The sequence below is a fragment of the Mesorhizobium sp. M7A.F.Ca.MR.245.00.0.0 genome (assembly GCF_003997415.1).
GTDB lineage: Bacteria > Pseudomonadota > Alphaproteobacteria > Rhizobiales > Rhizobiaceae > Mesorhizobium.
This window is the reverse complement of sequence record NZ_RZTE01000022.1, coordinates 26,392-38,437: the sequence shown is the minus strand read 5'-3', so window position 1 is coordinate 38,437 and position 12,046 is coordinate 26,392. Positions and strand designations below refer to the sequence as shown.

General features: G+C 62.3%; 11 protein-coding genes and 1 pseudogene (1 of these 12 cut by a window edge). 7 read left to right on the top strand and 5 right to left on the bottom strand.

Annotated elements, in window-relative coordinates:
* The 4 genes from EOB80_RS21295 to EOB80_RS21280 all read left to right on the top strand — a co-directional run.
* Nucleotides 1-259, top strand: the end of a protein-coding gene (locus tag EOB80_RS21295; protein WP_127329525.1) for a valine--tRNA ligase. The gene continues 2,531 nt to the left of window position 1, outside the view; 259 of the gene's 2,790 nt are visible here — the last part of the coding sequence; the start codon falls outside the window, past its left edge; it ends in the stop codon at nucleotides 257-259.
* Between the two features lie 357 nt (nucleotides 260-616).
* Nucleotides 617-1,837 (top strand): OmpP1/FadL family transporter, encoded by a 1,221-nt coding sequence (locus EOB80_RS21290; RefSeq protein ID WP_127329523.1) that lies wholly within the window; start codon nucleotides 617-619, stop codon nucleotides 1,835-1,837.
* A 306-nt stretch (nucleotides 1,838-2,143) separates the two neighbouring features.
* Nucleotides 2,144-3,868: a dihydroxy-acid dehydratase gene (gene ilvD, locus EOB80_RS21285; protein WP_127329521.1), complete on the top strand. Its 1,725-nt coding sequence runs from the start codon at nucleotides 2,144-2,146 to the stop codon at nucleotides 3,866-3,868.
* A complete protein-coding gene (locus tag EOB80_RS21280) occupies nucleotides 3,855-4,694 on the top strand; it encodes a tetratricopeptide repeat protein (protein WP_127270686.1) in 840 nt (279 codons plus the stop codon). Before ilvD ends, EOB80_RS21280 begins: the two co-directional genes overlap by 14 nt.
* A gap of 49 nt (nucleotides 4,695-4,743) precedes the next feature.
* On the opposite strand, the gene EOB80_RS21275 is transcribed toward EOB80_RS21280, so the two are convergent.
* The 4 genes from EOB80_RS21275 to erpA form a co-directional block, all read right to left on the bottom strand.
* Complete coding sequence (locus tag EOB80_RS21275; RefSeq protein WP_127329519.1) at nucleotides 4,744-5,043, bottom strand: hypothetical protein; 300 nt, start codon at nucleotides 5,041-5,043, stop codon at nucleotides 4,744-4,746.
* 89 nt (nucleotides 5,044-5,132) lie between these two features.
* Nucleotides 5,133-5,927: an exodeoxyribonuclease III gene (gene xth, locus EOB80_RS21270; RefSeq protein ID WP_127270660.1), complete on the bottom strand. Its 795-nt coding sequence runs from the start codon at nucleotides 5,925-5,927 to the stop codon at nucleotides 5,133-5,135.
* 17 nt (nucleotides 5,928-5,944) lie between these two features.
* Nucleotides 5,945-6,340, bottom strand: coding sequence for a VOC family protein (locus EOB80_RS21265; RefSeq protein ID WP_127329517.1), 396 nt, complete (start codon nucleotides 6,338-6,340; stop codon nucleotides 5,945-5,947).
* A 1-nt stretch (nucleotide 6,341) separates the two neighbouring features.
* Nucleotides 6,342-6,689, bottom strand: a complete 348-nt coding sequence (gene erpA, locus EOB80_RS21260) for an iron-sulfur cluster insertion protein ErpA (RefSeq protein WP_127329515.1) — start codon at nucleotides 6,687-6,689, stop codon at nucleotides 6,342-6,344.
* A 90-nt stretch (nucleotides 6,690-6,779) separates the two neighbouring features.
* Here erpA and EOB80_RS21255 point away from each other — a divergent pair, with 90 nt between their 5' ends.
* On the top strand, nucleotides 6,780-7,994 hold the full coding sequence (locus EOB80_RS21255) for a deoxyguanosinetriphosphate triphosphohydrolase (RefSeq protein ID WP_127329513.1): 1,215 nt from the start codon (nucleotides 6,780-6,782) through the stop codon (nucleotides 7,992-7,994).
* Between the two features lie 75 nt (nucleotides 7,995-8,069).
* Nucleotides 8,070-9,827 (top strand): arginine--tRNA ligase, encoded by a 1,758-nt coding sequence (argS, locus tag EOB80_RS21250; RefSeq protein ID WP_127329511.1) that lies wholly within the window; start codon nucleotides 8,070-8,072, stop codon nucleotides 9,825-9,827.
* Nucleotides 9,828-9,882: 55 nt separating this feature from the next.
* On the opposite strand, the gene EOB80_RS35435 is transcribed toward argS, so the two are convergent.
* On the bottom strand, nucleotides 9,883-10,302 hold the full coding sequence (locus EOB80_RS35435; protein WP_185929148.1) for a hypothetical protein: 420 nt from the start codon (nucleotides 10,300-10,302) through the stop codon (nucleotides 9,883-9,885).
* Here EOB80_RS35435 and EOB80_RS35430 point away from each other — a divergent pair.
* Nucleotides 10,252-12,046: pseudogene (locus EOB80_RS35430) on the top strand (SPOR domain-containing protein); the annotation flags it as partial. The gene EOB80_RS35435 and the pseudogene EOB80_RS35430 overlap by 51 nt on opposite strands.

Genomic DNA, 12,046 nt, shown 5'->3' with positions numbered 1-12,046 from the left:
GATCGTGCTCAACGAGGCGACGATCTGCCTGCCGCTTGGCAGCCTGATCGACCTTGTCGCCGAGGCAGCACGGCTGCAGAAGGAATTGGCCAAGGTGACCGAGGAGATCGCGCGGCTGCACAAGAAGCTGTCGAACGAGAGGTTCGTCGCCAGCGCGCCGGCCGAGATCGTCGATGCCGAGCGTGAAAAGCTCGCTGAATACCGCGATGCGCAGGACAAGCTGTCGGTCGCGTTGGCCAGGGTTCGCGACGCCGGTTGAGGATAGATTCGCGAGATTTTAGCCCTCTCTAAAGTGCTGGTTTTTCGCGTCGAAAATCTGCATGCCGTTGCGTTATATTGACGTAAACGGAAGTTTTAGCCCCATTGTTGCCATAATGTAACAATGGGGCTCCTGGAGCCCAAAAAAGGCCTGTTTTCGAGCCTTTTTGGATGGTTCTCTCTGTTTTTTGAGAGCCGCTCAGCCTTCACAGACCATTTTTCGGCTTTGCCGAACTAGGTTGCATTTCCTCGAAAATGCGCCTGGCCAATGTGTACATGTACGCCCGCGAATTCGTTGTTGCGCCGTTAACCTGAATTGGTTCTAGCTTGATGCACTCGAATTCGGGGAGGACATTTCATGACTATTCTTCGACTGAAGGCGCTGCTGGGGGCGGGCTGCTTTTCGCTGGCTTTGATCGGGACGGCGATGAATCCGGCACATGCCGGCGGCCTGGAGCGTGCTGGCTACGATATCGACCTGTTGTTCGATCCGGCTCCGTTCGCGACCGAAGCGGAAGCGACCTATGTGATGCCGGACCGCAAGTACAAGAATGCGCGCGGTCCGGGCGGAGCCGATCTCGGTTTGGGCACCTCGGCCGACGGAGCCGAAGGCTATTGGGTTCCGCGCATTGGAGCCAAGGTCCAGGTTGTTCAAGGCGTCGATTGCATGGTCGACTATTCGCAGCCCTGGGGTGCACATACCGCGCCGGGAAATGCGTGGAATGGCGCGTTTTCGAATATCGAAACCGACATCAAGAGCGACAACTACGCAGCTACCTGCTCCTACAAGATGGACGCCGGCAAGGGCCAGCTTCGGTTTATAGGCGGTGTTTTCTACCAGAAGATCTATGGCTTCAAGGAGAACTACACAGATATCGGCTTAGGCACGATGGTCGGTCGTGTCGATCTGGAGGCCGATGGCTGGGGCTGGCGTGCGGGCGTCGCCTATGAAATTCCAGATATCGCGCTGCGCGCCAGCCTTGTCTACAATTCACAAGTGAAGCTCGACAATATCTCTGGTACTCTGAACATCGGCGGCATCGTCTCCCAACCGATTTACGGTGCGGAGGAGTCAATGCCGGATTCGCTCGAATTGAAACTGCAGTCGGGCATCGCACCTGGCTGGCTCGCTTTCGGTTCGATCAAGTGGGTCAATTGGAGCGTCCTGCAAAGCGTTCCGATCTGTGCCCAGGGTACACCCTCCTCATTCTGCGTAACGAATGGTCTGGGCCAACTGACTTCACTCGACCTGATGTATCGTGACGGCTGGACTGTCACGGGCGGTATCGGTCACAAGTTCAATGATCAGTGGAGTGCCGCTGGGCAGCTTTCCTGGGATCGTGGCACGTCGCATGGCTATGGTGCACAGACCGATACCTGGACGCTGGGTGGTGGCGTTGCCTATACGCCCAGGCCGAACATCGAGGTTCGTCTGGCAGGTGCGGTCGGTGTGCTGACCAGCGGCCATTCAGGGGAGTTGGCTGGCGAGAACGGCTACATCGCCGGCACCGATGACAGCTATGACTTCGGCAACGATCTGGTCACGGCAATTTCTGGCGGTATCAAGATCAAGTTCTAACCCTTTGAGAGTTTTACAAAAAGGCCGGGGCAATACCCGGCCTTTTTCATTTGGGCGGGCCTTGCCTGCGCGCCATCAGTATAAGCTGCATTTCATATAATTCGCACCGCCTGCGCCTCCTGCTATTGTGATGTTTTGGCAACACTTTCTGAGCAACCCCTGCGCTGGAAGCCGGGCTGAGGAAATTGCCTATTTCCCGCCATAAACCCGGCGCACCTCGATCTGGTCTCGGGACACGCGCCAAAAGGCTCGGCGAGGGGGCAGCCGCTCCGCCCCATTTGCAGGGAAGATGGGGCAAGGAAGAATATGGACGCCAAAGTCATCTCCAAGGCTAAGCTCCCTAGCCGCTATGTGACCGTCGGTCCGGCGCGTGCGCCGCATCGTTCCTATCTCTATGCCATGGGTTTGTCGGCGGCCGAGATTGCGCAGCCGCTGGTCGGGGTCGCCTCCTGCTGGAACGAGGCGGCGCCCTGCAACATCTCGCTGATGCGTCAGGCGCAGGTGGTCAAGAAGGGCGTCGCGTCCGCTAGCGGCACGCCGCGCGAATTCTGCACCATCACCGTCACCGACGGCATCGCCATGGGTCACCAGGGCATGAAGTCGTCGCTGGTGTCGCGCGAGGTCATCGCCGATTCGGTCGAACTCACCATGCGCGGCCATTGCTACGATGCGCTGGTCGGGCTGGCCGGCTGCGACAAGTCGCTGCCCGGCATGATGATGGCCATGGTGCGGCTCAACGTGCCGTCGATCTTCATCTATGGCGGTTCGATCCTGCCCGGCAGCTATCGCGGCCGCCAGATCACCGTGCAGGATGTGTTCGAGGCGGTTGGCCAGCACTCGGTAGGCACCATCGATGATGCCGAACTTCTCGAAATCGAGCAGGCGGCCTGCCCGTCTGCCGGCTCCTGCGGCGCCCAGTTCACCGCCAACACCATGGCCACCGTCGCCGAGGCGATCGGCTTGGCGCTGCCCTATTCCTGCGGCGCGCCGGCACCCTATGAAATGCGCGACCGGTTCAATTTCGCCTCCGGCGAAAAGATCATGGAGCTGATCGCGAAAAATATCCGGCCCCGCGACATCGTCACTCTGAAGGCGCTGGAGAATGCGGCGACCGTGGTCTCGGCCACCGGCGGTTCGACCAACGCGGCACTGCATCTGCCGGCGATCGCCCACGAGGCCGGCATCAAATTCGACCTGTTCGACGTGGCCAAGATCTTCGAGAAGACGCCTTACATCGCCGACCTCAAGCCGGGCGGCAAATATGTCGCCAAGGACATGTTCGAGGCCGGCGGCATTCCGCTGCTGATGAAGACGCTGCTCGACCACGGCTATCTGCATGGCGACTGCATGACCGTGACTGGCCGCACTTTGGCCGAAAACATGCAGCACGTTGTCTGGAATGAGCATCAGGATGTGGTCCGCCCGGCCAACACACCCATTACCCAAACCGGCGGTGTCGTGGGCTTGAAGGGAAACCTTGCCCCCGAAGGCGCGATCGTGAAGGTCGCGGGCATGGCGGAGTTGAAGTTCTCCGGCCCAGCACGCTGCTTCGATTCGGAAGAGGAATGTTTCGAGGCGGTGACGCATCGCAACTACAGGGAAGGCGAGGTTCTCGTCATCCGCTACGAAGGGCCGCGCGGCGGCCCCGGCATGCGCGAGATGCTGTCGACGACGGCAGCGCTATACGGCCAGGGCATGGGCGGCAAGGTGGCGCTGATCACCGACGGGCGCTTCTCGGGCGCGACGCGCGGTTTCTGCATCGGCCATGTCGGCCCCGAGGCAGCCGTGGGCGGCCCGATCGGACTGCTCAGGGATGGTGACGTGATCTCGATCGACGCGGTGAGCGGCACGATCGACGTGGCGTTGTCCGATAGCGAACTGGCGGCGAGGGCAAAGACGTGGAAGGCGCGCGCGACCGACTATCAGTCGGGCGCGATATGGAAATATGCACAGACGGTAGGGCCGGCGCGCGATGGCGCGGTGACCCATCCGGGCGGTGCGAAAGAAACACACTGTTATGCGGACATCTGAGTTGTTGAGGTCGTCTGTCTTTTCGGCACTGGTCGTGGCCGCCACATTTGGCGCGACCTTTGGCGCCGTGGGCCAGGCCATGGCCTTCGACGACAAGGTGTTCGACGACAAGACCGGGGTGAAGCCGCAATCCAGCCCCTGGGCGGTCTTCCAGTTCGGCTTCTCCGCCTACAAGAACGGCCACAAGGAACAGGCTGCCGAGGCCTATAAATACGCTGCCGAAAACGGCCAGATCGGTGCCACCTGGAAGCTTGCCCGCATGTATGCCGAGGGCGATGGCGTGGCGCGCGACGACTATGAGGCGTTCAAGTTCTTCTCCGAGATCGTCGACCAGGACGTCGAGCCCGGCTCGCCTGAGGAAAGCTATGTCTCCGACGCGCTGGTGGCGCTTGGCGACTATTTGCGCACGGGCATTCCCGGCAGCCCGGTCGCCGAGAACGAGGTGGCGGCCCAGGAATATTACATGCGCGCCGCCGCCAACTACCGCAATCCGAACGCGCAGTTCGAGATGGGGCAGATGTTCTTGAAGGGCGAGGGCGGCGTGAAGGCCAGTGTCAAGCAGGCCGGGCGCTGGTTCCAACTCGCCGCCGAGAAAGGCCATGCCGGCGCCCAGGCGACACTGGGCCATTTGTTGTTCCAGAGCGGCAAGATCGTTCGCGGCCTGGCGATGATGACGGCAGCGCTCGAACGCGCTTCGCCGGCTGACCAGCCCTGGATCCGCGGCATGCAGGAAGAGGCATTCGCCACCGCCGGCGAGGCCGACCGCCGCACCGCAATCTCGCTGGCCGATGATATCCTCACCAAGGGCAACAACGCGGACCAGTAGTCTCGCGGCTGCGTCAGCTTCACCAGCAGCACTCGATTTTCGATCGCGATCAGTTCTCGATCGGCTCCGTCGGCACCATGCTGGGCGCCGGCATCGAGATCGGCGTGACATGGGGGTGTGGCGCCACGGTGTTTTCCGGGCAGCTATCCCCGATCTTCGTCCATGATGTGTTGTTGAGCACCATGTCGCAGCGGGCCAGATGGCTCTGCTCGGCCACCGTCAGGCAGGCGACCTGGCCAAGCTGGTAGGATTTTCCATTGGCCAGGCATTCCTGGTCGGCAAATGCCGCACCGGGAGCGGCCATGGCAAATGCCAGGCCGATCGGACAAAGATGAAATCGTGCGCTCATGGAACCCCAGCCGCCATGCTGGACCGCAATGAACGGCGCGAAATGTGGCGATATGAGGTCCAGCGCCTGCGTGCCCGGCGAGGGTTCTCTCAGGCCGGCTGAAGCGCGAGATCGATCGCCACGGGGACGTGATCGGACGGTTTTTCCCAGGCGCGCACGTGCTTTTCGATCGACGCGGAAGAAAACCGGTTGGCGGCTTCCGGCGACAAAAGCAGGTGGTCGATGCGGATGCCGTTGTTCTTCTGCCAGGCGCCGGCCTGATAGTCCCAGAACGTGTAGGTGTCGTGCGCGTCGGTGACCGCGCGCACCGCCTCGGTGAAACCAAGGTTGAGCAGCCGGCGGAAGGCTTGTCGCGTCTGCGGCTGGAACAGCGCGTCGCCCAGCCAGTTCTCCGGAAACCGCGCGTCGATCCGCTCGGGAATCACGTTGTAGTCGCCGGCGAGCACCAGGGCCTCCTCAAGTCTCAGCCGTTCTTCGGCCCAGCGCTCCAGCCGCGCCATCCAGGACAGCTTGTAAGGAAACTTCTTCTCGTCATCGATTGGATTGCCGTTCGGCAGATAGAGCGAGGCGACGCGCAAGGCACCCTTGTCGGTTGAGAAAACGCCTTCGATGAAACGCGCCTGTTCATCGGCATCGTCGCCGGGCAGGCCCCGGATGACTTCGTCGAAGCGCAGCTTCGACAACAGGGCGACGCCGTTGAAACCCTTTTGGCCATGGGTTTCGACATTGTAGCCAAGCGCCTCGATCTCGGCGCGCGGGAATTGCTCGTCGACGGTCTTGATCTCCTGCAGGCAGACGATGTCGGGTGCGCTCTCGGTCAGCCAATGGGTGAGATTGCCAATGCGGGCGCGGACACCGTTGATGTTCCAGGTGACGATTTTCATGGCGGTCTCGATGCTGTTCAGTTGGATTCTTGCGGCGGATGGCGTTCGACGAGGCCAATCGTATTGCCAGCCGGGTCCTTTAGGAAGGCCATCCATTCGCTTTCCCCCGCTGGACCGAACTGGCCCTCCGTGTCGCGATGGACAAGTGTTGGCGGCGCGGTGAAGGGTACGCCTGCCGCGACCGCAGAGGCATGGAAGTCATCGAGGCCGGATATGTCGAGATAGACGGTTCCGGCCGGTATGCCGTCAGTGAACAGCAGCCTGATATCGCCGGCCATGATGAAGGCGATGCCCGGCGGATCGAAGCGCGCATGAACCGCCATGCCGAGCACGTCGCGCCAGAAAGCCAGCGTGGTGTCGAGATCACGGCCAGCCGACAGCGCGATCTGACGGATCGCACCAATGGCAGGCATTCTATATGGAGAAACTCGTGCCGCAGCCGCAGGAGGCGACGGCGTTCGGGTTGCGGATCTGGAACGACTGGCCCATCAGATCGTCGACGAAATCGATCACAGAGCCGCCCATATAGACCAGCGACAGGTCATCGATCAGCACGGTGGCGCCGTCCTTCTCGATGGCGACGTCGTCGTCATTGCGCGTATCGACCAGATCGAACTTGTAGGAGAAGCCTGAGCAGCCGCCGCCTTCGACCGACACGCGCAGCGCCGTCTTGCCGGCCTCGTTCGAGACAATCCTGGCGATCCGCCTGGCGGCAGCCTCGGTCACATCGACTTTCATGGCAGTCTTGGCATCAGCGCCCATGGGCGTCACCTTGCTTTCGGTTTCACATGATAGGTATGAAGCGCGAGGGGCCAAGTCAACCTGGCTAAGTCAATTGCGGCAGCATCAGCCATGACCAACGAGTTGGGCGACATCGGATTCGGCTATCGGCCGCGCGCCGCCTATGCCTGCGATCCGGCAAAGTCGCGCGGACGGCTGTTCGACGAGGTGGAAAGCCCGACGCGCACGCCATTCCAGCGTGACCGTGACCGCATCATCCATTCGACGGCGTTCCGGCGGCTCAAGCACAAGACGCAGGTCTTCATCGCGCATGAAGGCGACCATTATCGCACCCGGCTGACCCATTCGATCGAAGTGGCGCAGATCGCGCGCGCCCTGGCACGGGCGCTGCGCGGCGACGAGGATCTGGCCGAGGCGGTGGCGCTGGTGCATGATTTCGGCCACACGCCCTTCGGCCACACCGGCGAGGACGCGCTGAACGAGAAGATGGTTACCTGGGGCGGCTTCGACCACAACGCGCAATCGCTGCGCATCGTGACGAGGCTGGAGGCGCGCTACGCCGAGTTCGATGGGCTGAACCTGACCTGGGAAACGCTGGAAGGCCTGGTCAAGCACAACGGGCCGCTGACGGACGCCAACGGCAAGGGTCTGAAAGGGCCGGTGCCGCAGGCGATCCGTGATTACTCTGAACTGCACGATCTCGAACTCGACCGGTTCGCCGGCATCGAGGCGCAGTGCGCGGCGATCGCCGACGATATCGCCTACAACACGCATGACATCGATGACGGTTTGAGGGCAGGGCTGCTGACGCTGGACATGCTGGAGGAGGTTTCGCTGCCGGGAACGATCCTGAAAGGCGTTCGCTCACGTTATCACTCCCTCGATGATGTGCGCACCGGCCACGAGCTGATGCGGCGGCAGATAACCGCCATGGTCGAGGACGTGATCAAGTCCACGACCGCCAATCTCGATCGCATCAGGCCGCGGAGCGCCGATGCGGTGAGGGCAGCTGGCGAGACGATGGTGGTATTCTCGGCCGAAATGGCTGCCTTGGAGAAAGAACTGAAGGCCTTCCTGTACAAGCACCTCTACCGGCACGCGGAGGTCATGCGGGTGCGCGCGGACGCCGAGCAGATCGTCAAAAATCTGTTCGACGCCTATTTCGCCGATCCGCGCGCCATGCCGGACGGCTGGCGCGAGGGGCTGGATCGGGCCGACGACCGCATCAAGGCGCGCAGCGTCGCCGACTTCCTGGCGGGTATGACCGACACCTACGCGCTCAAGGAACACCGGCGTTTGTTTGACCATACGCCTGAATTGGGCTAGGGCGGGCTCGATTTTGCCGGCCAACGAGCCGGATTCGCTGCAAAGCCGCCAGAGCCAGACCCCAGAGTCACACAAATGAACATCTTCGCCGATTTCACCGCGCGAATCATAAAAGCCGTCGAAGCGCTTGATCTGAAAGACAAAGACGGCGTTTCGCCTGACCTGTCGCGCATTGCCGTCGAGCCGCCGCGCGACGCCAGCCACGGCGACCTGGCGACCAATGCGGCGATGGTGCTGGCCAAGCCGACCGGCCAGAACCCGCGCGCGCTGGCCGAAAGACTGGCGCAGGCGCTGCGTGACGACAAGGATGTCGCGGCGACGGAAGTGGCCGGGCCCGGTTTCGTCAATCTCAGGCTGAAGGACGGCTTCTGGCAGGCACATCTGACCGCACTGCTCGGCGAGGGCCGCAGCTATGGCCGCTCGACGGTTGGCGGCGGCAGGAAGACCAATGTCGAATATGTCTCGGCCAATCCGACCGGGCCGATGCATGTCGGCCATTGCCGGGGTGCTGTCGTCGGCGACGCGCTTGCCAATCTGATGGCCTTCGCCGGCTACGACGTGACCAAGGAATATGTCATTAACGACGCCGGCTCGCAGATCGACGTGCTCGGCCGTTCCGCATTCCTGCGCTACCGCGAAGCGCTGGGCGACGATATCGGCGAAATACCCGCCGGTCTCTATCCCGGCGATTACCTGGTGCCCGTCGGCCAGGCGCTGGTCGCGGAATACGGCCGCTCGCTTCTGCAGATGCCCGATGACGAGGCGCTCGCCATCGTCAAGGATCGCACCATCGATGCGATGATGGCGATGATCCGCGAGGACCTGGCGATGCTCAACGTGCATCACGACGTGTTCTTCTCCGAGCGCACGCTGCATGCCGACAATGCCAGGAAGATCCGCTCGGCGATCAACGATTTGACGCTGAAGGGCCATATCTACAAGGGCAAGCTGCCGCCGCCCAAGGGCGAGAAACCCGACGATTGGGAGGACCGCGAGCAGACGCTGTTCCGCTCGACCGCGGTCGGCGACGACATGGACCGGGCGCTGGTCAAGTCCGATGGCTCGTTCACCTATTTCGCAGGCGACGTCGCCTATCTAAAGGATAAGGTCGATCGCGGCTTCGTCGACCTGATCTATGTGCTCGGCGCCGACCATGGCGGCTACGTAAAGCGGCTGGAGGCCCTGGCGCGGGCGATTGCCGGCGACGAGGTGAAGCTCACTGTCCTGCTGTGCAATCTGGTCAAGCTGTTTCGCGAGGGCGAACCGGTGCGCATGTCGAAGCGGTCGGGCGATTTCGTGACGCTGCGCGAAGTGGTGGAGGAGGTCGGCCGCGACGCGATCCGCTTCATGATGCTCTACCGCAAGAACGATGCGCCGCTGGATTTCGATTTCGCCAAGGTGACCGAGCAGTCCAAGGACAATCCGGTGTTCTATGTCCAGTACGCCTCGGCGCGCTGTCATTCGGTGTTCCGGCAGGCGAGCGAGCAACTGGGCGAAGCCAATTTCGACCGCAACAGCCTGGCGTCGGCCGCGGCATTGCTGACCGACGAGGGCGAGATCGGCCTGATCCGCAAGCTTGCCGAATACCCGCGGCTGATCGAGTCCGCCGCCCTTGCGCTCGAGCCGCATCGGCTGGCATTTTACCTCTATGATCTGGCTTCCAGCTTCCACGGACACTGGAACCGTGGCACGGATAATCCGGACTTACGTTTTGTTAAGGTTAACGACCGACAATTGACGCATGCCAGACTAGGGCTGGTGCAGGCTGTTTCGGACGTTTTGACGTCCGGCCTGACGTTGATCGGAGCCGCCGCGCCCACCGAAATGCGTTAGGTTTGACTAAATAACCTGTCACCTTTTGCCCACATTGCGCTGGTAAGGGCCAACCCTACGCGACGTCCATGGCGTCCGAATGAGTGCGAGTTCGGGAACAATAATGGCAGACAGAACCCAGCTGAGAGTAGCCGACAACAACGACATCGCTGACGATGATCCGTTCGCGGAACTGACCAGGATCATGGGATTCGACCCGCGCCAGCCGGTCAGGCCGCAATCGCCCGCCCAGCCGCAGGCCCCAGCCGCCGATCACGGGCTCGAAGAGGGCGATTTCGATATCGATCTCGAGAAAGAAATGATGGGCGAGTTCGGCGCTGACGACAGCGACGCCGCTCCGGTTGTTCAGGCTCATGAGCCGACCTTCGTGCATGAGCCGGCATTCGAAGCGGCTGACGCCAGCGCGATGGACGATGAGCTTTCGGTGTCGCTCGACGACGATTTCCAACTGGACATGGCTGAGATAGACGATCACGTCGCCGGCGCCAGCCATGCGGTCGCAGCTGAAGCGGCGCCGTCCGTCGAGCCGGCTTTCGCATCTGATTTTGACGATGCCGTCGCCGGTTCGCTTGAGGACGTCTCTCCCTTCGAGGACGATCATTCGATGGCGGACGAGCTGGCCATTTCGCTCGACCAGGATCTCCGGATCGATGAGGAAGCCGAAGAGGCCCAGTACGCTGAAGAGGCCCAGTACGCCGTTGCCGACACGCCTGCTTCTATCGAGCCAGTTGCCTCCGATGACGAATTCGACGATGCGGTGGCAGTCTCGCTTGAAGACGAGCTGGTGCTCGACGACCATTCGGCGGCCGAACAGTCATTCATGGCCGCCGAGCCCGTCGAGTATCCCATGCCGGAGCAGGCGGCGCGTGACGGGCATGCAATCTCCGATGAGAGCTTTGCCGGCCATTTCGACGACGCGATGGCTGATGTCGACATGGATTTCGACGTTCGCGCGGATGAGCCGAATGCCTTCGACGAGCCGCACGCGCATGATGCGCTTGTCGATATCACTGACGCGAACGGCGATATTCCCATCCCTGAAGGCATGTCGGACGATGCTTTCGACCTAAGTTTGGACGACGCGTTTGCCGAAACGGCCGAAGAGCCGGTCGCCGAGGTTGCTGCCGCTACGGTCCAGCCGGCGGCGCCAGAGGCTCATGTTGCGCCGGCGGCGCATGCCCCGGCCGCGGACGAACGGAGCCTGGAAGACGAGTTGAATGCGCTGCTGGGTGCCATGACGGCGCGCACGGCGCCGGTGGCCAGTGAGCCCGTCACGGCTCAGCCGGCTGTCGCCGCCCTGCCGCCTGTTGCCGAGCCCGCCGAGGAACCGGCCGATCTTGTCGGCGACCTCGACTGGGATCTTGACGAACCCGCGCCTGAGCAGGACCGGCATGTTGGCACGGCCCAAGCGGCCGATGCGGATATTGACGACCTTATGCTTGATGAACTCCAGGATACGACTTGGCACACGGCTGCCGATGTCGATTTCGACGATGATGCGTTCGACGCGGCTTTGCCCAAGGATTTTGATCCGCGTGACGAAGCCGCTGACCGGGACAATTCGGCGGATTCTCTCGATTGGCTTGCGGAGCGTTCCCAACCGGCAGAGCCGACGCGTTCGTGGAGCCGCGTGACGCCGGTTCCGCAGCAGCCGTCATTCAGTGCTCAGCCTGCGTTTGCTCAGCCGGCCGCTTCGGTGGCATCCGTGGCCGCCGCGCCGGCAGTCGCCGCCATGACGTCCTACCGTTCGTCCGAGCCGGTCGAGGCGGTGGCTCCCGCTGCCCCGGTGTCGGCGCCCCAATCGCGCCAGCCTGCGCATTACGAAGACATGCCCGACGTCGAAACGGTCGATGTACCCGAGCGTGTCGTCGCGCTGGCCGACGATCTCGATATTCCCGAACTGCACTTCGAGGAAGACCAGCCGGCGTCGTCTGGCTACGACGATCTCGATGCGGAGTTCTCCAGCCTTCTCTCCGAGATGAACGCGGTGGAGGTCGCTCCTGTTCCCACGAGCAATGTGGCCAGCGCGTCTTACGATGATGACTCCTATGCCGCGGGCTTCAAGCCGGGCTATGACAGCCTCAAGCCGGCATATGACGGGGTCAAGCCGGGCTATGACGGGGTCAAGCCGGGCTATGACGGGGTCAAGCCGGGCTATGAGCCGGAAGCGCGGACCTATGCCGCGCGGCCGATGGACTTGTCCGCCCGCGCGGCGGCGC

What these genes read in the sequence shown, in the direction of transcription:
- EOB80_RS21290 (WP_127329523.1), top strand. Translation starts at nt 617, where the DNA reads ATGACTATTCTTCGACTGAAGGCGCTGCTGGGGGCGGGCTGCTTTTCG.
- ilvD (WP_127329521.1), top strand. Translation starts at nt 2,144, where the DNA reads ATGGACGCCAAAGTCATCTCCAAGGCTAAGCTCCCTAGCCGCTATGTG.
- EOB80_RS21280 (WP_127270686.1), top strand. Translation starts at nt 3,855, where the DNA reads ATGCGGACATCTGAGTTGTTGAGGTCGTCTGTCTTTTCGGCACTGGTC.
- EOB80_RS21275 (WP_127329519.1), bottom strand. Translation starts at nt 5,043, where the DNA reads ATGAGCGCACGATTTCATCTTTGTCCGATCGGCCTGGCATTTGCCATG.
- xth (WP_127270660.1), bottom strand. Translation starts at nt 5,927, where the DNA reads ATGAAAATCGTCACCTGGAACATCAACGGTGTCCGCGCCCGCATTGGC.
- EOB80_RS21265 (WP_127329517.1), bottom strand. Translation starts at nt 6,340, where the DNA reads ATGCCTGCCATTGGTGCGATCCGTCAGATCGCGCTGTCGGCTGGCCGT.
- erpA (WP_127329515.1), bottom strand. Translation starts at nt 6,689, where the DNA reads ATGGGCGCTGATGCCAAGACTGCCATGAAAGTCGATGTGACCGAGGCT.
- EOB80_RS21255 (WP_127329513.1), top strand. Translation starts at nt 6,780, where the DNA reads ATGACCAACGAGTTGGGCGACATCGGATTCGGCTATCGGCCGCGCGCC.
- argS (WP_127329511.1), top strand. Translation starts at nt 8,070, where the DNA reads ATGAACATCTTCGCCGATTTCACCGCGCGAATCATAAAAGCCGTCGAA.